Here is an 18,453-nt window from a genome sequence, read left to right on the forward strand (position 1 = left end):
GGCCGAAGCCGCACGGACGGGTCAGTCGAGGCCCAGCAGGGACTCCAGGCCGACGGTGAGGCCGGGGAGCTCGCCGACCCGGCGGACGCCGAGCAGCACGCCGGGGCTGAACGACTCGCGGCTCAGGGAGTCGTGGCGGATCGTCAGCGTCTCGCCGTGGCCGCCGAGCAGGACCTCCTGGTGGGCGATCAGCCCCGCCAGACGCACGGCATGCACACGGACACCGTCCACATCGGCCCCGCGAGCCCCGTCCAGGCCCGTCGTGGTCGCGTCCGGCGAACGGCCGACTCCGGCCTTCTCACGCGCGGCGTTGGCGAGTTCGGCGGTGCGGCGGGCGGTGCCGCTGGGAGCGTCGGCCTTGTTCGGGTGGTGCAGCTCGACGATCTCGACGGAGTCGAAGAACGGAGCGGCCTTCTGCGCGAAGTGCATCATGAGCACCGCGCCGACGGCGAAGTTGGGAGCGATCAGGGAGTTGACGCCGGAGTGCGCGGCGAGCCAGCCGCGTACGGTCTCCAGCTTCTGCGCGTCGAAGCCGGTCGTCCCCACCACCGTGTGCACACCGTGCTCGACGCACCAGCGCAGGTTGTCCATCACGGCGTCGGGGTGGGTGAAGTCGATGGCGACCTGGGCCGACGACAGCGGCTCCCGCGAGTCGCCCACGTCGACGGCGGCGACGAGCTCCAGGTCCTCCGCGGCCTCCACGGCCCGGCACAGCTCCGCACCGACGCGCCCGCGCGCACCCAGTACCCCGACCTTGATCATGATTTCCTCCCGCTCGTCCCGGCGCAGCGCCGAGCCTATCGCGGGGTGCCGGGAGCCCGTCTCCGTCCATCGCGAAGCGGCGGCGCGGGCCAGGACAGCGGCCCCGGGAGACGCCGAAGGCCCGCACGGTCCCCCAACCGTGCGGGCCGGATCACGGCGTCACAGCGAGAAGTCGCGGCCCTCGAAAGGACCGATGACGCTCAGCGTCATCGGCCGGCCGAGCACCTCCTCGCCGATCGCGCGGACGTCGTCGAGCGTGACCGCCTCGATGCGGGCGAGAATGTCGTCGACCGACAGCAGGCTGTCGTAGACCAGCTCGCTCTTGCCGATGCGGCTCATCCTCGACCCGGTGTCCTCCAGGCCCAGGACGAACGAGCCCCGGAGCTGGCCCTTGCCGCGTTCGAGCTCGTCGGCGGTGATGCCGCCGCCGGCCACCTTGGCGACCTCGTCCCGGCAGATCGCCAGGACCTCGTCGACCTTGGCGGGCAGGCAGCCGGCATAGACACCGAACGTGCCCGTGTCGGCGTACTGGGAGTTGTAGCTGTAGACGGAGTACGCCAGCCCGCGCTTTTCGCGGATCTCCTGGAACAGCCGGGATGACATCCCGCCGCCCAGGGCCGCGTTGAGCACGCCGAGGGCGAACCGCCGCTCGTCGGTGCGGGTGATGCCGATCGTGCCGAGGATCAGGTTGGCCTGCTCCGTCGGCCGGTCGAGCGAGCGGACTCCCGGGTTGACCTCGGCGCCCGCACCCTCGATCCGCGGGGTGTTCGGCGGCCGGCCGGCGTCACCCAGGCTCGCCTCGAACGCCGCCGCGACCAGGCGTACGACCTCGTCGTGGTCGAGGTTGCCCGCGGCGGCCACGACCAGGTTGGGGGCGACGTAGCGGTCACGGTAGTAGCCCGCGATGCGCTCCTGGCCGAGGCTGCTGATCGACTCGACCGTGCCGAGGATCGGCCGGCCGAGAGGCGCGTCGCCGAACAGCGCGGCCGCGAACTCGTCGTGGACGGCGTCGGTGGGGTCGTCGTCGTGCATGGCGATCTCTTCGAGGATCACCCCGCGCTCCGCCTCGACGTCCTGGCTCTCGATCAGGGACGCCGTCACCATGTCGGAGACGACGTCGATGGCGAGCGGCAGGTCGGAGTCGAGCACCCGCGCGTAGTAGCAGGTGTACTCCTTGGCGGTGAAGGCGTTCATCTCACCGCCGACCGCGTCCATCAGCGAGGACATCTCCAGGGCGGTGCGCTTGGGCGTGCCCTTGAACAGCAGGTGCTCCAGGAAGTGGGAGGCACCGGCCTCCTGATGCGACTCGTCACGCGACCCGACGCCCGCCCAGATGCCGAAGGCCACCGAGCGTACGGTCGGCATCGTCTCGGTGACGATGCGCAAGCCGCCCGGCAGGACGGTGCGCCGCACCACCCCGGCGCCGTCGGCGCCGGGGTGGACGGTGTACGTCGAGCCGGGTTCCTGCTCTCGAGCGGTGACCGTCATGAGTTGCGGTCGCCGCCGCGGTCGTCACGGCCGCCGCCACTGCGCGTACGCCTGCGACGGGGGCGTTCGCCACCGCCCTCACCGTTGCGCCGCTCTTCGGGCTGTCCGTCGCCCTCGGAGGAGGCCTCCGGCGCGCCGGAGCCGCCCTCGGCGGCCTCGCGCTCGACCACGTCGACCGGCACCAGCGACAGCTTGCCGCGGGAGTCGATCTCGGTGACCTCGACCTGGACCTTCTCGCCGACCTTGATGACGTCGTCGATGTTCTCGATCCGGGCGCCGCCGTGCAGCTTGCGGATCTGCGAGACGTGCAGCAGACCGTCCTTGCCGGGCAGCAGCGAGACGAAGGCACCGAACGTCGTGGTCTTGACGACCGTGCCGAGGTAGCGCTCGCCGACCTCGGGCATGTGCGGGTTGGCGATCGAGTTGATCGCCTGCCGCGCGGCCTCGGCCGACGGGCCGTCGGTGGCGCCGACGTAGATCGTGCCGTCGTCCTCGATGGTGATCTCGGCGCCCGTGTCGTCCTGGATCGAGTTGATCATCTTGCCCTTGGGGCCGATGACCTCGCCGATCTTGTCGACCGGGACCTTGATCGTGATGATCCGCGGGGCGTTCGGGCTCATCTCGCCGGGGGCCTCGATGGCCTCCTGCATGACGTCCAGGATCGCGAGCCGTGCGCCCTTGGCCTGCTTGAGCGCGGCGGCCAGCACGCCGGCGGGAATGCCGTCGAGCTTGGTGTCGAGCTGCAGGGCCGTGATGACGTCACGGGTGCCGGCGACCTTGAAGTCCATGTCGCCGAAGGCGTCCTCGGCGCCGAGGATGTCCGTCAGCGTGACGTAGTCCTCGCCCTCGTTGATCAGACCCATGGCGATGCCGGCCACCATCTGCTTCAGCGGCACACCCGCGGCCAGGAGCGACATCGTGCTGGCGCAGACCGAGCCCATCGAGGTGGAGCCGTTGGAGCTCAGGGCCTCCGACACCTGCCGGATGGCGTACGGGAACTCCTCGCGCGTGGGCAGCACCGGCAGCAGCGCGCGCTCGGCGAGCGCTCCGTGGCCGATCTCGCGGCGCTTCGGCGAACCGACGCGGCCGGTCTCACCGGTGGAGTACGGCGGGAAGTTGTAGTTGTGCATGTAGCGCTTGGTGCGCTCGGGGTTGAGCGTGTCGATCATCTGCTCCATGCGGAGCATGTTCAGCGTCGTGACACCCATGATCTGGGTCTCGCCACGCTCGAACAGCGCCGAACCGTGCACCCGCGGCACCACGCCGACCTCGGCGGTCAGCTGGCGGATGTCCTTGACGCCACGGCCGTCGATGCGGACCTTTTCGGAGATGACCCGCTCGCGCACGAGCTTCTTGGTCAGCGCGCGGAACGCCGCGCTGATCTCCTTCTCGCGCTCCTCGAAGTCGGGCCCGACCTTCTCGGCGGCGAGCGCCTTGACCCGGTCGAGCTCGCTCTCGCGCTCCTGCTTGCCCGCGATGGTCAGCGCCTGGGCCAGCTCGGAGCGTACGGCGGCCTCGACGGCGGCGAACACGTCGTCCTGGTAGTCCAGGAAGATCGGGTAGTCGGCCGTCTCCTTGGAGGACTGCGCGGCCAGCTGGCTCTGCGCCTGGCAGAGCACCTTGATGAACGGCTTGGCGGCCTCGAGGCCCTCGGCCACCGAGTCCTCGGTCGGTGCCGCGGCACCGTCGGCGACCAGGGTGAGCGTGCGGGGCGTCGACTCGGCCTCGACCATCATGATCGCGACGTCGCCGTCCTCGAGCACCCGGCCGGCCACGACCATGTCGAAGGTCGCGCGCTCCAGCTCGGTGTGGGTCGGGAAGCCGACCCACTGGCCCTCGATCAGGGCGACGCGGACGCCGCCGATCGGGCCGGAGAACGGCAGACCGGCGATCTGCGTGGACATCGACGCGGCGTTGATCGCGACGACGTCGTACAGGTGGTCGGGGTTGAGCGCCAGGATCGTCTCGACGACCTGGATCTCGTTGCGCAGGCCCTTCTTGAACGAAGGACGCAGCGGACGGTCGATCAGCCGGCAGGTGAGGATCGCGTCCTCGCTGGGCCGGCCCTCACGACGGAAGAACGAGCCGGGGATGCGCCCTGCGGCGTACATCCGCTCCTCGACGTCGACCGTCAGGGGGAAGAAGTCGAGGTTGTCCTTCGGCTTCTTCGACGCGGTGGTCGCGGACAGGACCATGGTGTCGTCGTCGAGATAGACGACGGCGGACCCGGCTGCCTGCCGGGCGAGTCGCCCGGTTTCGAATCTGATCGTGCGTTGACCGAAAGCGCCATTGTCGATGACGGCTTCGGCGACCTTCACACCTTCCACGATGTGGACCCTCCTTGAATTCGGTGGTGTCCGCATACGGTTCCCGGGGGTGCAGCGCTCTGTGGAGAGGTGCCGGTCTTCGATCGAAGCCGTCGGATCGCCCTGTTCCGATGGCCACTACCGAGGACCGGCCCCCGACGCACCCAGGGGCGGCGGTAGCGGACTCTTGCAGTTATACGAAGAGAGGGAGCGGCGGATGCCGCTCCCTCTGCGCGCTATCGGCGGAGGCCGAGACGCTCGATCAGCTGGCGGTATCGAGCGATGTCCTTCTTCTGCAGGTACTGCAGAAGTCGACGCCTGCGGCCCACCATGAGCAGCAGACCACGACGGCTGTGGTGGTCGTGCTTGTGGATCTTGAGGTGCTCAGTGAGCTCGTTGATGCGCTTGGTGAGCATCGCCACCTGCACCTCGGGCGACCCAGTGTCGCCTTCGGTCGTGGCGTACTCGTCCATGATCTTCTTCTTGGCGGCGGTGTCGAGCGACACGGCACTCCTTTTCAACTAGCGGGTACGCGGTAGCGAGAAAAACACCCGGAAACCATGCGTACCCACAGTCATCCGAGTGGAAGGGGGGATGGCTCGACGAGTCATCACGCCCTGCGCGGGCAGCCGACTACTGCCGGTCACTTCCCAGCGGCAAGTCACGGTACCACGTCAAACCGGAAACCCCGCCAATGACTTGAACGCCCTGTCCCGGTGGAGTGTTCCCCTCCCCGGAGGGGCCCAGGTCAGGTCACTCCCGGGTGAGTTCGCGCGCCCGGTCGACGTCGTGGCGCATCTGCTCCACGAGGGCGTCGACCGAGTCGAACTTGAGGGTGTCACGGAGCCGGGCGGTGAAGTCGACGCTCACGTGCGCGCCGTACAGGTCGAGGTCGTCACGGTCCAGGGCGTACGCCTCGACGGTGCGCTCGCTCCCCTCGAAGGTGGGGTTGACGCCGATGGAGATCGCCGCCGGCCACCGGGCGTCCGGATGGCCCGCCGAGCGGTCGTCGTGGGTGCGCCCGTAGTCGTCGCAGTTGAGGTAGCCCGCGTACACGCCGTCCCGTGGGATGGCGGTGTGCGGCAGGCTCTCGAGGTTCGCCGTCGGGAAGCCGAGGTCACGGCCGCGCTGTGCGCCGCGTACGACCACGCCCTCGACGCGGTGGGGACGGCCGAGCAGCCGCGCGGCGCCCTCGACGTCGCCGCCGGCCAGGCGCTCGCGGACCAGTGTGGAGGAGATCGGCTGCCCGTCGGCCACGAGCGGCACTCCCTCGGCCTCGAAGTCGTACTTGCCGCCGAGCTCCTTGAGCAGGGCGACATCGCCCTTGGCCCGGTGGCCGAAGCGAAAGTCCTCACCGACCACGACACGGGCGGCGTGCAGCCGATCGACGAGCACCGACTGGACGAACTCGTCCGGCCCCATCTGGGACAGCTCGAGGGTGAAGGGCAGCACCATCACCGCGTCGGCGCCGAGCCCCGCGAGGAGCGCGGCACGCCGCTTCGGCGTGCACAGCAGCGGCGGATGGGTGCCGGGCCGTACGACCTCGTCCGGATGCGGGTCGAAAGTGATCACTACGGTGGGCAGCCCCAGCTCACGTGCGAGCTCGGCGGTCCGGTCGACGAGCCGCTGGTGCCCACGGTGCACACCGTCGAAAACGCCGATGGTGACGACGGACCTGCCCCATTCACCGGGCACGTCGTCGAGGCCATGCCAACGTCGCACTGTCCACCCCTCTCGCGGTGCTCCTAGCGTGCCATGCGTTCACTGCCGGGGGTGACATCGGGCCGGTTCCGGCGAACCCCCGCACGTCCGCCCGGGTCAGGGGACGAAGACCGCGAGCGGCTTGGCGACCGGGCCGTGCTCCTCCATCAGCGCCAGGAGCGTGCCGTCCGGTCCGAACACCCCGATGGGGCCCGGCCCGAGCCCGGTCGCGCCCAGCCGCCCGCCGTGGGCGATCTTGCGGGCGTCGTCCTCGGAGACGTCCAGGCGCGGGAAGGCCGCGGACACGGCCTCGGCCAGCGGCAGCACGACCAGCTCCTCGGTGAGCTGCTCGATCGTGCGGGCCTGCGGCAGGTCGTACGGGCCCACGCGCGTACGGCGGAGGTAGCTGAGATGGCCACCGACGCCCAGCGCGGCGCCCAGGTCGCGGGCCAGCGCGCGGATGTAGGTGCCGCTGGAGCAGGTCACCGTCGCCGAGACGTCCAGCAGGTCGCCGTCGTAGCGCAGGTCGCCGATGGCGAAGTCGTACACGGTGACCGGCCGGGCCTTGAGCGCGACCTCCTCACCGTCGCGTACCCGCTTGTACGCGCGGCGGCCGTCGATCTTGATGGCGCTGACCTGGGGCGGGATCTGCTCGATGGTTCCGGTCAGGTCGGTGATCGCGGCGCGGAGGGCTTCCTCCGTCACCTCCGTGGCCGATGCGGTCGCGGTGATCTCGCCCTCGGCGTCGTCGGTGTTGGTGGACCGGCCCAGCCGGATGACCGCGTCATAGGACTTCTCGGTGAGCGCCAGGTGGCCCAGGAGCCGGGTCGCCTTGTCCACTCCGATGACGAGCACGCCCGTGGCCATGGGATCCAGCGTGCCGGCGTGCCCGACTCTGCGTGTACCCGCCAGCCGGCGCAGCTTGCCCACGACATCGTGGGACGTCCAGCCGGCCGGCTTGTCGACGATGACAAGTCCGTTCATATGCGGGTGACGACCTCGATCTCGGCGAGAAGCTCACGTAGGCGTTCGACCGCGTGCCCGACCTCGCCGTGCAGGGTGAAGCCGGCCGCGGCCGGGTGGCCGCCGCCGCCGAGGGCGACGCACGCCAGCCCGACGTCGACACGGCCCTTGGACCGGGTGGAGACCTGCCAGGCCCCCTCGTCGTCCTCCTTGAAGACGATGGCGACCTCGGCCTCGTCGGTCCGTCGCACGATGTCGATCACGCCTTCGATCAGGTCGTACGGCAGGTCGTACTCCGCGCGGTCGGCGCGCGTCACCGTCGTCCAGACCATGCCGAGACCGCCCGCGACGTCCGGCTCCAGCGTCGCGCGGCCGAGCGCGCCGGCCAGCACCGGGAGGTAGCCGAACGGCGCACGGTCCCAGACCTCGCGGGAGACGATTTCGGGCTGGATGCCGGTGGCGAGCAGCCGCCCGGCGAGCGCGTGGACCTCGGGCGTGGTCGCGGCGTACTTGAACGAGCCGGTGTCGGTGACCAGCCCGACGTACAGGTCCAGGGCCATGTCGTGGGTGAGCGGGACGCCGAGACGTCCGATGAGCTCCTCGGCGACCGCCGCGGTGGCCGCCGCGCCGGGGTCGACGAGATGCGTCGTGCCGAAGCGCGTGTTGGACGAGTGGTGATCGAGGACGATCACCTCGTCCGCCTTGCGCGCGTTGGCCGCGAGGCTGCCGAGACGGTCACGGCTGGCCGCGTCGAAGGTGACCATGACGTCGGGCTCGGCCGGATAGTCGTCCGGGTGCGTGAGCAGGTCCAGCGCCGGCAGGAACCGCAGGATCCGCGGGACGACGAACGCGTCGCCGAACGAGGCGACGAACGGCTTGTCCATGGCCCGCAACGCCTGCGCGAAGGCCAGCATCGAACCGAGCGCGTCGCCATCCGGGTTGACGTGACAGGCGAGGCAGATCGTCTGCGCCTCCTGGATTGAGGCGATCGCGCGTGCCCACTCGTCGGCGGTGATGGCTGTGACGCTACCCGGCGCGGAGTTCACGACCCGGAGTATCTCGCGTTGGCGGCGTCATCGCCGTCTGTTTCGTCAACATCCTCCTCGGTTCGCGCCTCCCGGTAAGGGTTCGCCTCCCCCGCGGGAAGGGCGCCCTCGGCGACCTTGGCCACCTGCTCGTCCGCGGCGCGCGCCTTGGCGAGCAGGTCGTTGATCTGCCGGGCGTTGTCGGGCAGAGCGTCCGGCACGAACGTCACGCTCGGGGTGTGGCGTACGCCGGTGCGCTTGCCCACCTCCGACCGGATCACGCCCTTGGCGCTCTCGAGTGCCGCCGCGCTGTCCGCGCGCTCGGTGTCGGTGCCGTAGACGGTGTAGAAGACCGTCGCGTCCCGCAGGTCGTTGGTCAGCCGCGTGTCCGTCACAGTGACGAAGCCGAGCCGTGGGTCCTTGATGCGCAGCTCCAGCATCTCCGCGACGATCTGCTGGATGCGGTCCGCGAGCTTACGAGCCCTCGCAGGATCCGTCACAGGTCCTCCTCCGTAGGACCTGTCGGCCAAGCCGCCGCGTGGGGGGTTCCCTCGTGCGGCCCGGTCACAGGTCCTCTTCACCGAACCGGAATCGGGCTCCCATGCCTGATCACCGGTTCTTCCGAACTATGTCCATCGGCCCCGGGGGGGCCGAACGCACTCTATGACTCTTCGCTGAAGAGCCGCTGCCGGGTGGAGAGCAGCTCGATCTCCGGTCTCCCGGCGATCAGTCGTTCACAGGCCTCCAGCACCTCGACGCAGTTGCCCGCGGTCGAGGAGACGACCGCGACCGCTATCTCGGCCCGGCGATGCAGGTCGAGATGGCCGGTCTCAGCCGCCGCGGCCGCCGGGAACCGCCGCCGTACCTCGGCGACGATCGGACGGACCACGGCACGTTTCTGCTTCAGCGAATGTACGTCGCCGAGCAAAAGGTCCAAGGTCAGGGCTCCCACATACACAACCGTCATCCCCCGCGGTCGGATCCGGTCCTCGACGGACGAGGTGGCGTGCGACAGAGCCGCACGCCACCTCTCAGCCATCCGCCGAGACCGGCGGAAGAACGCGCTTACACGCGTGGCTTCTCCCGCATCTCGAAGGTCTCGATGATGTCACCGATCTTGATGTCGTTGTACCCGACGCCGATACCGCACTCGAAGCCCTCGCGGACCTCGGTCGCGTCGTCCTTGAACCGGCGGAGAGAGGACACCGTGAGGTTGTCGGAGATGACCACGCCGTCCCGTACCAGGCGCGCCTTGCTGTTGCGCTTGATCGTGCCGGACTGGACCATCGAACCGGCGACGTTGCCGATGCGCGGCACCTTGAAGATGTCGCGGATCTCCGCCGTGCCGAGCTGCACCTCTTCGAACTCGGGCTTGAGCATGCCCTTGAGTGCGGCTTCGACCTCCTCGATCGCCTGGTAGATGACCGAGTAGTAGCGGATGTCGACGCCTTCGCGGTCGGCCAGCTCCTGCGCGTTGCGCTCGGGCCGGACGTTGAAGCCGATGATGACGGTGCCCTCGGACGTGAGCGCGAGGTTCACGTCGTCCTGCGTGATCGCACCGACACCGCGGCGGATCACCCGGAGACCGACCTCCTCGCCAACGTCGATCTTGAGGAACGCGTCTTCGAGGGCTTCCACCGAACCGGACACGTCACCCTTGATGACGAGCAGCAGCTCCTGGAGCTCACCCTTCTCGAGGTCCTTGAACAGCTCCTCGAGGGTGCGGCGGCCACGACTGCGGAGCAGCTCGGCGTTGCGCTTGCGCGCCTGACGGCGGTCGGCGATCTGCCGTGCCATCCGGTCGTCGTCGACGACGATGAAGTTGTCGCCGGCACCGGGGGTGGCCGACAGGCCGAGCACCAGGACCGGACGGGACGGCAGCGCCTCTTCGACGTTGTTGCCGTTTTCGTCCAGCATCGCCCGGACGCGACCGAAGGCCTCGCCACAGACGATCGAGTCGCCGACCTTGAGCGTGCCGCGCTGTACGAGCACGGTCGCCACGGAGCCGCGACCCTTGTCCAGGTGCGCCTCGATCGCGACACCCTGAGCGTCCTGCTCGGGGTTGGCCCGCAGGTCGAGCTCGGCGTCGGCGGTCAGGACCACGGCCTCGAGGAGGTCGTCGATGCCCAGCCGCTGCTTCGCCGAGATGTCGACGAACTGCGTCTGGCCACCGAACTCCTCCGCGACGAGGCCGTACTCGGTGAGCTGGGCACGCACCCGCTGGGGGTCCGCGCCTTCCTTGTCCACCTTGTTGACCGCCACGACGATCGGCACTCCGGCCGCGTTGGCGTGGTCGATCGCCTCAGTGGTCTGCGGCTTCACACCGTCGTCGGCGGCGACCACCAGCACGACCAGGTCGGTCGTCTCGGCGCCACGGGCACGCATGGCGGTGAACGCCTCGTGACCCGGGGTGTCGATGAAGGTGATCTTGCGTTCCTGGCCGTCGACCACGGTCGCGACCTGGTACGCACCGATGTGCTGGGTGATGCCGCCGGCCTCACCGGCGACGACGTCGGCGTTGCGGATCGCGTCGAGCAGCTTGGTCTTACCGTGGTCGACGTGACCCATGACGGTCACGACCGGCGGACGGGAAACCAGGTGCTCGTCGTCGCCCTCGTCCTCACCGAACTCGATGTCGAAGGACTCGAGCAGCTCGCGGTCCTCGTCCTCGGGGCTGACGACCTGGACGTTGTAGTCCAGCTCGGCACCGAGCAGCTGCAGGATCTCCTCGCTGACCGACTGGGTCGCGGTCACCATCTCACCGAGGTGCAACATCACCTCGACGAGCGACGCCGGGTTGGCGCCGATCTTCTCGGCGAAGTCGGTGAGCGAGGCGCCCTGCGGCAGCCGGACCGACTGTCCGTTGCCACGGGGAACGCGGACGCCGCCGATCGACGGGGCCTGCATGTTGTCGAACTCTTGACGCCGCTGCTTCTTGGACTTGCGGCCACGCGTGGGACGTCCGCCGGGACGGCCGAACGCGCCCTGCGTGCCACCACGGCCACGGCCACCGCCGCCCGAACGCGGGCCACCGAAGCCACCACCGGGACGGCCACCGCCACCGGCACCGGCCGGACGGCCGCCGAAGCCACCGCCACCGCCGGGACGACCGCCGCCACCAGGACGACCGCCGCCACCGCCGCCGCCACCAGGGCGACCGCCGCCACCGCCACCGCCGCCGCCACCGGGACGACCACGGCCACCGCCGCCGCCACCCGGGCCGCCGGAGTCGCGCTGCGGACGCGACGGCATGTTCATCGGGCTGGGACGGGGGCCTCCGCCACCGCCACCACCGGGCCGCGGCGGCATGCCGGAGCCCGGACGCGGGCCACCGGCGCCGGGAGCGCCGGGACGGCCCGAGGACGGACGCGGCGGAGCACCGGACGCGCGGTCACCGCGCGGCGGGCTCGGCCGGTCGCTGCGCGGGCCCGCCGGGCGGTCACCACTGCGCGGCGCGGGGCCGGGACGCGGGCCCGGCTTGGCCGAGCCCATGCCGGTGTTGGTCGAGGAGAACGGGTTGTTACCCGGACGCGGACGACCACCGCCGGAACGCTGACCAGGGCCGGACGGACGCGAAGCGCCACCGGGACCACCAGGACCGCTGGAACGCGGACCCGGCTTGGGACCCGCCGGACGTGCCGCGGGCGCTGGCCGCGGGCCCGGCTTGGGCCCGTCGGACGGAGCCGCGGGACCGGAAGGTCCTGCCGGTGCTGCCGGGCTTGCCGGTGCCGCCGGTGCTGCCGGGCTTGCCGGCGGACCTGCCGCCGGCTTGGGCGCGGCGGGACCCGGACGCGGGGCCTGCTGGCGCGGAGCCTGCTGGGGTCCCGGCCTGGGCACCTCGGGCACCGGCGGAATCTCGGGCCGAGACGGCGCGGGAGCCGGCGGCGCGGACGCCTCCGGTGTGATCTCCGGCTTGGTCTCCGCCTGGAACTCGGGCTTGGGTGCGGCCGGCTTGGGCGCCGGCTTCCGCGGACCCGGCTTGGGCGCCGGGGCCTTCTTTCCGTCGGCAGACTTGGCCGACGGTCCTCCGAATGCTTCTTTAAGTCTGCGAACGACCGGTGCCTCTATCGTCGAGGATGCCGATCGTACGAACTCGCCCATCTCGTTGAGCTTGGCCATGACAGCCTTGCTCTCAACACCGAACTCCTTGGCGAGCTCGTATACCCGGACCTTTGCCACTGCACTCCCTACTCGGTCCGGGGACGTCCTCGGACCGTCGCTACCTTGCGGTAATCATCGCTGCGTGCTCATCGAGCGCTCATAGCAATCTCGACCTGCTTCCGACTAGACGTCGCTTACGAACCGTCCTGCTGTGACTCGAGCCATTGGCGGAGAGTGCGAACTTCGAGCGGTCCCGCTCGGCGAAATGCCCGCGGAAACGCCCGACGCCGCTCAGCCAGCTCAAGACATGCCAGGTCAGGGTGCAGGGAGGCGCCCCGTCCCGGCAGTCGCCCACGCGGGTCGGGGACTACAGAGCCCTCGACCACGACCAGGCGCAGCAGGTCGGACTTGGTCGTGCAAATCCGACAACCCACGCATGTACGCCGTGGGACCGCGCGACCACGAGCCATGAGTCTACCGCGTCGGCGCGTCCGCGGGACCTGCCGCATGCTCGCCTTCGGCGGAAGACCCGTTTTCGGTGTCCGGGCGGATGTCGATCCGCCACCCCGTCAGCCGGGCGGCGAGACGGGCGTTCTGCCCCTCTTTGCCGATCGCCAGAGAGAGCTGGTAGTCAGGCACGATGACCCGGGCGACCCGCGCCTCCGCGTCGATGACCTCGACATGGTGGACCCGCGCGGGCGACAGGGCATTGCCCACGAAATCGGCGGGTTCGTCGGACCAGTCGACGATGTCGATCTTCTCGCCGTGCAGCTCGTGCATGACGTTGCGGACCCGGCCGCCCATCGGCCCGATGCAGGCGCCCTTTGCGTTCACTCCGGGCTTGCGGGAGCGTACGGCGATCTTCGTGCGGTGACCGGCCTCGCGGGCGATCGCGGCGATCTCGACGGTGCCGTCGGCGATCTCCGGAACCTCCAGTGCGAAGAGCTTTTTGACCAGGTTGGGATGGGTACGCGACAGCTTGACCAGCGGTCCCCGGTGCCCCTTCTTGACCTGGACGACGTAGGAGCGGAGGCGTTCACCGTGGTCGTAGCTCTCCCCCGGGACCTGCTCTTCCGGTGGGATCACGCCCTCGATCTTGCCGAGGTCGACCAGGACGTTGCGCGGGTCCTTGCCCTGCTGGATGACGCCCGCGACGATGTCGCCCTCGCGCCCGGCGTACTCGCCGAACGTCAGCTCGTCCTCGGCGTTGCGCAGATGCTGCAGGATCACCTGTTTCGCGGTGGTCGCCGCGATACGGCTGAAATTGGTGGGCGTGTCGTCGTATTCACGCGGCGCGACGGGCTCGGCGGGCGGGACGGGCGCGGTCTCGGTCTCGTCCGTGCTCTCGGCGTCCTCACCACTGTCGGCGGGGGGCTCGGTGGCCCACACCGTGACGTGCCCGGACTTGCGATCGAGCTCGACGCGGGCCTTGACCGCAGCGCCTTCGGTCCGGTGATACGCGATCAGCAGTGCTTCTTCGATCGCCTTGACCACAAGCTCGAGAGAGATGTCCTTCTCACTCTCAAGACTGCGCAAAGCCGTCATATCGATGTCCACGAGGCCTCCCCCTAGTCCTCGTCGCCGACGGGGTCATCGTCACCCCGGCGGTTGAACTCCACCTGGACCAGCCCCCGGACGAGTTCGTCATGTGCGATACGTCGCTCGTGGCCGTCGGCGTCGAACACGACGGTCTCGTCATCGGCCGCGGTGACACGGCCGGTGATCTCCTCGCCGCCCGACAACGTCGCGCGCACGAGACGGCCGCGCGCACGCCGCCAGTGCCGTGGCTGAGTGAGGGGACGGTCGACCCCGGGTGAGGTCACCTCCAGGACGTACGGTCCGGAGCCCATCGCCTCGCCGTCGTCGAGCACGGCGGAGATCTTTTGGCTCACGACCGCGACGTCGTCGAGGCTCACGCCCTCGTCACCGTCGACGATCACGCGCACCTGCCGCCGCCTGCCCGCCGGCGTCACCAGAACGTCCTCGAGATCGAACCCGGCATCGACGATCACCGGCTCGAGCAGTCGCATCAGCGCGGCCCGCGTCTGGTGCCCCGGCCCCCGCCGGTCCCGCTGAGCTTGGCCTGAATCGGCGTTTACGCTCATGGGACCTCCTTTTGGCATCACGGCCGCTGGGCGGGTGGTCGCCCGATGCGCCCACTCCGCACATAAGACTATCCACAGCTGAGGGCGGCGGGTGCCGCATCGGCGGCCGACCGGCGCGCCTCGGAGCCCACACGGCCAGGGCGCGCGCGGGGAGCGGCGTCCAGGTGGTACCGGCGAGACGGGAGGGAGCCCGGCCTCGTTCTGCCCGCCGACTGATGACAACGCCGCCGGGCGCTGCCTGAATGCCGCTTAGTAGCCCAGTCCCACCCCACCCTGACTCCCACAGGCCCACTCCGCGCTTGCTCTTGCGGTGCTATTCGCGCGGGGTCTTATGGAATGCTTGCGCACCTGAGTGAAGACCGATGGACGGAGGGCACGCTTGGACGCGTTGCGGTCCGTGACTCCAACGCGGCGCGCGGTGCTCGGCGGGACCGCGGCGGTGCTGGCGACGGCCACGGGATGCACGAGTGTCGGGCAGGCGGACGCGCCCCTCGCCGGGCCCGAGGTGGCCCTCCTGGACGGCGCGATCCAGAACGAGGCGCGGCTCATCGCGCTCTATGACGCCGTCATCGCCGCCCACCAGGGGCTCAGCGGCCGGCTGGCGCCCCTGCGGGACCATCACGTCCAGCATCTCGCGGTGCTCAAACGCCACTATGTTCCCGGCAGCAACACCGGCACCGCGACCCCGGCACCGCGACCGGCCGTCACCGCGCCCGCCCGTGAGGCGAGCGCCCTGTCGGCCCTCCGCAGCGCCGAACGCAAGGCTGCCACGGCCCACGCCGACGAGGTCCGCCGCGCGTCTCCGGGGCTCTCTCAGCTGCTGGCGGCCATCGGCGCCTGCGAGGCCGGACACGCACAGGAGCTCACGTGAGCGAGCGAAGCGAGAGAACCGGCAGGCACGGTCCCACGGTCACTCTCCCGACGGAGGAGGGCGCATGACCGCCTCTCCAGCGACGATCGCCGCGCTCCAGGGGGCGCTCGCCGCCGAGCATGTCGCGATCTTCGGATACGGCGTGCTGGGCGCCCACCTCCTCGGCGTACAGCGGGGCAACGCCGATCAGATGTGGAACGCCCATCGCACCCGCAGGGACAAGCTGCGCTCCTACGTCGAGGCGGGCGGCGGGACGCCGGTCGCCGCCGCGCCCGCCTACCGCCTGCCCTCGCCGATCTCCTCGTCCCGCGCGGCGGCCCAGCTCGCCGCCCGGCTGGAGGACGGTGTGGCCGCGGGCTACGCCGGCCTGGCCGGGGTGACCGACCCCGGCCTGCGCCGCTACGCCGCGCTGGCGATGCAGGAGGCCACGGTGCGCGCGGTCCGCTGGCGTGGTTCGCCGCCGTCCGCCTTTCCCGGGCTGACCAAGGCGGAGCTCTACCCGAAGGCGGAGGGATAGTCCCAGTTCGGCGATAGGTAACCTGCCTGGCGTAAATCACGACAGGGAGGTCAACGGCGCACATATGGGCGTAAGTCTGGAGCGACTGCGGGACAGCTGGCGAACCCTCATGGGGGACGCGACCATCCTGGAGCCGCCTGAGGAAGAACCCATCGACATCGTCTCCGGCGAGGCGCTCGACCTCGTTCTGCGCGTCGGCGAGCTCCTGCTGGCCAGCGGCGAGGCCACCGAGCGGGTCAACGAGTCGATGCTCAGCCTGGCGGTCGCCTACGAGCTGCCGCGCTGCGAGGTCTCGGTGACGTTCACGGTGATCTCCGTCTCGGTTCACCCGGGCCGGGGCGCCCTCCCGGTCACCGGCGCGCGGGCCATCCGGCGGCGTAACCCCGCGTACTGGCGGCTGGTCGCGCTGCACTCGCTCATCCAGGAGGCCTCCATCGGCCTGCTCGACGTCGAGGAGGCCCACGACCGGCTCCGGAGGATCAAGCGGAGCCTGCCGCCGTACGGTGCCCCCTATCCGCCCTGGCTCGGGGTGATCGCGCTCGGGCTGATCGCCTCCTCGGCGGGCGTGCTGGTGGGCGGCGGCTTGCTGGTGGCCGGGACCGCGTTCGTCGCGACGGTGCTGGGCGACCGGGCCGCGGCGATGCTGGGCCGCCGGGGCATCGCGGAGTTCTTCCAGCTCGCGGTGGCCGCGAGCATCGGTACGGCGAGCGCCGTGCTGGTGATCGCCGCCGGGGCGCCGGCCAACGCGTCGACCATCGTCACCGGCGCCGTCGTGGCGCTGTTGCCGGGGCGGCCTCTGGTCGCGAGCATCCAGGACGGCATCACCGGAGACCTGGTCAGCGCCGGAGCGCGGCTGCTCGAGGTGTTCTTCATCGTGGCGGCGATCGTCTCAGGGCTCGGGCTGACCGTCTACGCGGCGGTGCACCTGGGAGTGCCGATCGACGTACGTGACCTGCCGGCGGCGCCGGTGACCCTGCGGCCGGTGGCGGTGCTCGCCGCGGCGGCCGTGTCGATGACGTTCGCGGTGGCGCTGGCCGTGCCCCGCCGGGTGCTGCCGGCGGCGGCGCTGGGCGGGGCGCTGATCTGGGTGGTGTACGTGTTCGCGCGCGGCCTGGGAGCCGCGCCGCTGCTGGCCGCCGCGGTCGGCGCGGTGATCGTCGGCCTGCTCGGCCACCTCCTCGCGCGGCGCCGCCAGCTGCCCCCGCTGCCCTACATCGTGCCCGCGATCGCGCCGCTGCTGCCCGGGACCGCCGTGTACCGCGGGATGATCCAGCTGAACGACGGTGCCGCCTCCGAGGGCGTGCTCACGCTGATCGGCGGCATCTCGGTGGCACTCGCCCTCGGCGCGGGCGTCAACCTGGGCGGCGAGCTCGTCCGTGCCTTCCAGCGCGTGGGGGTCGGCGGATCGGGGCGTGGCGCCCGTCCGGCGGCTCGGCGCACCAGAGGCTATTGACCTTTTGTCCCCTTTGGTGGCTTCTGTCGGAATGTGTGGCGCCGAACGTGTGTTGAGCGCGGGGGAGCATCAGCGCAGGTGAGGTGGCCGTCGTGACCGAGGTGACAGTGGCGGCGATGGTGCCTGCCGTGGCACGCCCCGTACCGGCCTCGAGGCGCCGCCGGCTCCGATGGGCCGGGACCGCGGCGATGCTCGTGGCACTCGGCGTGTGCGTGGTGCTCTTCCGCGCCGACCTGCCCGAACCCGCCGCGTTGTGGCGCGTCATCGTCCACGCCGGGCCGGGCTGGCTCGCCTGCGCGGTCGCCGCCCAGCTGGCCTCCATGGGGATGTTCGCCCGTGTGCAGCGGCGGTTGCTGCGGGCCGGCGGCGTACGGATGTCGCTCCCGCGCGCGATCCGGATGACCTACGCGGGGAACGCCCTGTCCACGACGCTGCCGGCCGGGCCCGCGATCAGCGTCGCCTTCAACTTCCGGCAGTACCGCCACGCGGGAGCGCCCGCACGTCTCGCCACGGCGGTGGTCCTGCTCGGCGGAGTGATCATGACCGGCGCGTACACCGCGGTGGGCCTGGTCGCGCTGCTCGCCGAGCCGCGTTCGCGGGGATTCGCGGTGGCCGCCGTGGCGGCCGTCGTCGTTCTGGCCGGCCTGCCGGCCGTCGCGGCCTGGCGGCGCGGGACACACCCGGCGCTCCTGGCACGGCGGGCCCTGCGGCCCGTCCTGCGGCACCGGTTCGTCGCGCGGTTCACCGCGCGGTTCCGCGAGGGCCGTGCCGACCTGCGGCTGAGCCCCGCCGACTGGGCCATGCTCATCAGTGCCTCGCTGCTGAACTGGGTGTTCGACATCCTGTCCCTCGCAGCGTCCGGCCGCGCGGTCGGGATGCACACGGCGCTGTACGCCATCACGCTCGCCTACTTCGCCGCCCAGGCGGCCGGCAGTCTGGTTCCCCTGCTGCCCGGAGGGCTCGGCGCCATCGAGGGCAGCCTCGCGGCGTCTCTCGTCGCGTTCGGCGCCCTGACCGCGCCGGCCGGTGCCGCGGTGGCGCTGTACCGGCTCGTGTCGTTCTGGGGCGTCGTCGGAGCCGGATGGCTGGCCTGGCTGGCGGTACGCGCCGGTGAGCGGAACCGCGCGGAGGACCTGACCGCGGACGCCGCTACGGCGTGAG

General features: G+C 70.8%; 17 protein-coding genes. 4 read left to right on the top strand and 13 right to left on the bottom strand.

Translation table 11 applies throughout. The features are described from left to right. Window positions 1-21: 21 nt before the first annotated feature. From dapB to rimP, 13 genes are all read right to left on the bottom strand, one after another. Window positions 22-762 (bottom strand): 4-hydroxy-tetrahydrodipicolinate reductase, encoded by a 741-nt coding sequence (gene dapB, locus FB559_RS02810; protein WP_141952925.1) that lies wholly within the window; start codon window positions 760-762, stop codon window positions 22-24. A 159-nt stretch (window positions 763-921) separates the two neighbouring features. After that, on the bottom strand, window positions 922-2,250 hold the full coding sequence (locus tag FB559_RS02815) for a M16 family metallopeptidase (protein ID WP_141952927.1): 1,329 nt from the start codon (window positions 2,248-2,250) through the stop codon (window positions 922-924). Next, window positions 2,247-4,577: a polyribonucleotide nucleotidyltransferase gene (locus tag FB559_RS02820; RefSeq protein ID WP_141952929.1), complete on the bottom strand. Its 2,331-nt coding sequence runs from the start codon at window positions 4,575-4,577 to the stop codon at window positions 2,247-2,249. Before FB559_RS02820 ends, FB559_RS02815 begins: the two co-directional genes overlap by 4 nt. 215 nt (window positions 4,578-4,792) lie before the next feature. After that, window positions 4,793-5,062 carry a 30S ribosomal protein S15 gene (gene rpsO, locus FB559_RS02825; RefSeq protein WP_141952932.1) on the bottom strand — a complete coding sequence of 90 codons (270 nt, stop codon included), beginning with the start codon at window positions 5,060-5,062 and terminating at the stop codon, window positions 4,793-4,795. 247 nt (window positions 5,063-5,309) lie between these two features. Further along, window positions 5,310-6,278, bottom strand: coding sequence for a bifunctional riboflavin kinase/FAD synthetase (locus FB559_RS02830; protein ID WP_141952934.1), 969 nt, complete (start codon window positions 6,276-6,278; stop codon window positions 5,310-5,312). 96 nt (window positions 6,279-6,374) lie between these two features. After that, window positions 6,375-7,241 (bottom strand): tRNA pseudouridine(55) synthase TruB, encoded by an 867-nt coding sequence (gene truB / locus FB559_RS02835; protein ID WP_141952936.1) that lies wholly within the window; start codon window positions 7,239-7,241, stop codon window positions 6,375-6,377. Further along, window positions 7,238-8,266: a DHH family phosphoesterase gene (locus FB559_RS02840; RefSeq protein ID WP_246121319.1), complete on the bottom strand. Its 1,029-nt coding sequence runs from the start codon at window positions 8,264-8,266 to the stop codon at window positions 7,238-7,240. Before FB559_RS02840 ends, truB begins: the two co-directional genes overlap by 4 nt. Further along, on the bottom strand, window positions 8,263-8,745 hold the full coding sequence (rbfA, locus tag FB559_RS02845) for a 30S ribosome-binding factor RbfA (RefSeq protein ID WP_141952940.1): 483 nt from the start codon (window positions 8,743-8,745) through the stop codon (window positions 8,263-8,265). Before rbfA ends, FB559_RS02840 begins: the two co-directional genes overlap by 4 nt. Before the next feature lie 161 nt (window positions 8,746-8,906). Next, on the bottom strand, window positions 8,907-9,212 hold the full coding sequence (locus FB559_RS02850) for a DUF503 domain-containing protein (RefSeq protein ID WP_141952942.1): 306 nt from the start codon (window positions 9,210-9,212) through the stop codon (window positions 8,907-8,909). Window positions 9,213-9,310: 98 nt separating this feature from the next. Continuing rightward, window positions 9,311-12,424: a translation initiation factor IF-2 gene (infB, locus tag FB559_RS02855; protein WP_141952944.1), complete on the bottom strand. Its 3,114-nt coding sequence runs from the start codon at window positions 12,422-12,424 to the stop codon at window positions 9,311-9,313. 116 nt (window positions 12,425-12,540) lie between these two features. Continuing rightward, the gene (locus FB559_RS02860) at window positions 12,541-12,855 is read right to left on the bottom strand and encodes a YlxR family protein (RefSeq protein ID WP_342780907.1); all 315 of its coding nucleotides are present in this window, start codon (window positions 12,853-12,855) and stop codon (window positions 12,541-12,543) included. Further along, a complete protein-coding gene (gene nusA / locus FB559_RS02865) occupies window positions 12,821-13,891 on the bottom strand; it encodes a transcription termination factor NusA (protein ID WP_221640355.1) in 1,071 nt (356 codons plus the stop codon). Before nusA ends, FB559_RS02860 begins: the two co-directional genes overlap by 35 nt. A 23-nt stretch (window positions 13,892-13,914) precedes the next feature. Then, entirely contained in the window at window positions 13,915-14,451 is a 537-nt protein-coding gene (rimP, locus tag FB559_RS02870) for a ribosome maturation factor RimP (protein WP_141952951.1), read from the bottom strand. 397 nt (window positions 14,452-14,848) lie between these two features. On the opposite strand from rimP, the gene FB559_RS02875 reads away from it, so the two are divergent. The 4 genes from FB559_RS02875 (at window position 14,849) to FB559_RS02890 (ending at window position 18,452) form a co-directional block, all read left to right on the top strand. Further along, window positions 14,849-15,322 (top strand): hypothetical protein, encoded by a 474-nt coding sequence (locus FB559_RS02875; RefSeq protein ID WP_141952953.1) that lies wholly within the window; start codon window positions 14,849-14,851, stop codon window positions 15,320-15,322. A gap of 64 nt (window positions 15,323-15,386) precedes the next feature. Continuing rightward, window positions 15,387-15,839: a ferritin-like domain-containing protein gene (locus FB559_RS02880; RefSeq protein ID WP_141952955.1), complete on the top strand. Its 453-nt coding sequence runs from the start codon at window positions 15,387-15,389 to the stop codon at window positions 15,837-15,839. Between the two features lie 64 nt (window positions 15,840-15,903). After that, complete coding sequence (locus tag FB559_RS02885) at window positions 15,904-17,292, top strand: threonine/serine exporter family protein (protein ID WP_141952957.1); 1,389 nt, start codon at window positions 15,904-15,906, stop codon at window positions 17,290-17,292. Between the two features lie 92 nt (window positions 17,293-17,384). Next, complete coding sequence (locus FB559_RS02890; RefSeq protein WP_141952959.1) at window positions 17,385-18,452, top strand: lysylphosphatidylglycerol synthase transmembrane domain-containing protein; 1,068 nt, start codon at window positions 17,385-17,387, stop codon at window positions 18,450-18,452. The last annotated feature ends 1 nt before the right edge of the window (window position 18,453 follow it).

This window comes from Actinoallomurus bryophytorum (assembly GCF_006716425.1).
GTDB lineage: Bacteria > Actinomycetota > Actinomycetes > Streptosporangiales > Streptosporangiaceae > Actinoallomurus > Actinoallomurus bryophytorum.

Coding starts and splice junctions, on each gene's coding strand:
- dapB (WP_141952925.1), bottom strand. CDS start 762: ATGATCAAGGTCGGGGTACTGGGTGCGCGCGGGCGCGTCGGTGCGGAG.
- FB559_RS02815 (WP_141952927.1), bottom strand. CDS start 2,250: ATGACGGTCACCGCTCGAGAGCAGGAACCCGGCTCGACGTACACCGTC.
- truB (WP_141952936.1), bottom strand. CDS start 7,241: ATGAACGGACTTGTCATCGTCGACAAGCCGGCCGGCTGGACGTCCCAC.
- FB559_RS02850 (WP_141952942.1), bottom strand. CDS start 9,212: ATGACGGTTGTGTATGTGGGAGCCCTGACCTTGGACCTTTTGCTCGGC.
- FB559_RS02860 (WP_342780907.1), bottom strand. CDS start 12,855: ATGCGGCAGGTCCCGCGGACGCGCCGACGCGGTAGACTCATGGCTCGT.
- nusA (WP_221640355.1), bottom strand. CDS start 13,891: ATGACGGCTTTGCGCAGTCTTGAGAGTGAGAAGGACATCTCTCTCGAG.
- rimP (WP_141952951.1), bottom strand. CDS start 14,451: ATGAGCGTAAACGCCGATTCAGGCCAAGCTCAGCGGGACCGGCGGGGG.
- FB559_RS02880 (WP_141952955.1), top strand. CDS start 15,387: ATGACCGCCTCTCCAGCGACGATCGCCGCGCTCCAGGGGGCGCTCGCC.
- FB559_RS02885 (WP_141952957.1), top strand. CDS start 15,904: ATGGGCGTAAGTCTGGAGCGACTGCGGGACAGCTGGCGAACCCTCATG.